General features: G+C 57.5%; 1 rRNA gene (cut by a window edge). It reads right to left on the bottom strand.

Annotated features, from left to right (window positions below):
- Window positions 1–1285, bottom strand: a 23S ribosomal RNA gene (locus ACFVXA_RS40555); its annotated part reaches 1273 nt to the left of the window's first position; the annotation flags it as partial.

Below are 1285 nucleotides of genomic sequence, written 5' to 3'. Positions count from 1 at the left end.
TATCACCGGTGATGGCCCCCCTTCTCCCGAAGTTACGGGGGCATTTTGCCGAGTTCCTTAACCATAGTTCACCCGAACGCCTCGGTATTCTCTACCTGACCACCTGAGTCGGTTTAGGGTACGGGCCGCCATGAAACTCGCTAGAGGCTTTTCTCGACAGCATAGGATCATCCACTTCACCACAATCGGCTCGGCATCAGGTCTCAGCCTCATGTGCGACGGATTTACCTATCGCACGGCCTACACCCTTACCCCGGGACAACCACCGCCCGGGATGGACTACCTTCCTGCGTCACCCCATCACTCACCTACTACAGGTCTGGTCCGTCGGCTCCACCACTCCCCTTTGCCCGAAGGCTCCAGGGCGGCTTCACGGACTTAGCATCGCCTGGTTCAATGTTTGACGCTTCACAGCGGGTACCGGAATATCAACCGGTTATCCATCGACTACGCCTGTCGGCCTCGCCTTAGGTCCCGACTTACCCTGGGCAGATCAGCTTGACCCAGGAACCCTTAGTCAATCGGCGCACACGTTTCTCACGTGTGTATCGCTACTCATGCCTGCATTCTCACTCGTGAACCGTCCACCACTGCCTTCCGGCGCGGCTTCACCCGGCACACGACGCTCCCCTACCCATCCCAGCGGGCGTTGGCCCTCATGCTGAAATGACACGACTTCGGCGGTACGCTTGAGCCCCGCTACATTGTCGGCGCGGAATCACTAGACCAGTGAGCTATTACGCACTCTTTCAAGGGTGGCTGCTTCTAAGCCAACCTCCTGGTTGTCTCTGCGACTCCACATCCTTTCCCACTTAGCGTACGCTTAGGGGCCTTAGTCGATGCTCTGGGCTGTTTCCCTCTCGACCATGGAGCTTATCCCCCACAGTCTCACTGCCGCGCTCTCACTTACCGGCATTCGGAGTTTGGCTAAGGTCAGTAACCCGGTAGGGCCCATCGCCTATCCAGTGCTCTACCTCCGGCAAGAAACACACGACGCTGCACCTAAATGCATTTCGGGGAGAACCAGCTATCACGGAGTTTGATTGGCCTTTCACCCCTAACCACAGGTCATCCCCCAGGTTTTCAACCCTGGTGGGTTCGGTCCTCCACGACCTCTTACAGCCGCTTCAACCTGCCCATGGCTAGATCACTCCGCTTCGGGTCTTGAGCGCGCTACTAAAACGCCCTATTCGGACTCGCTTTCGCTACGGCTTCCCCACACGGGTTAACCTCGCAACACACCGCAAACTCGCAGGCTCATTCTTCAAAAGGCACGCAGTCACGA

Origin of the sequence: Streptomyces sp. NPDC058246 (assembly GCF_042881985.1) — a bacterium.
Lineage (GTDB): Bacteria > Actinomycetota > Actinomycetes > Streptomycetales > Streptomycetaceae > Streptomyces.
Note: the sequence above shows the minus strand (reverse complement) of the source record. Positions and strands in the feature narration are given on the sequence as shown.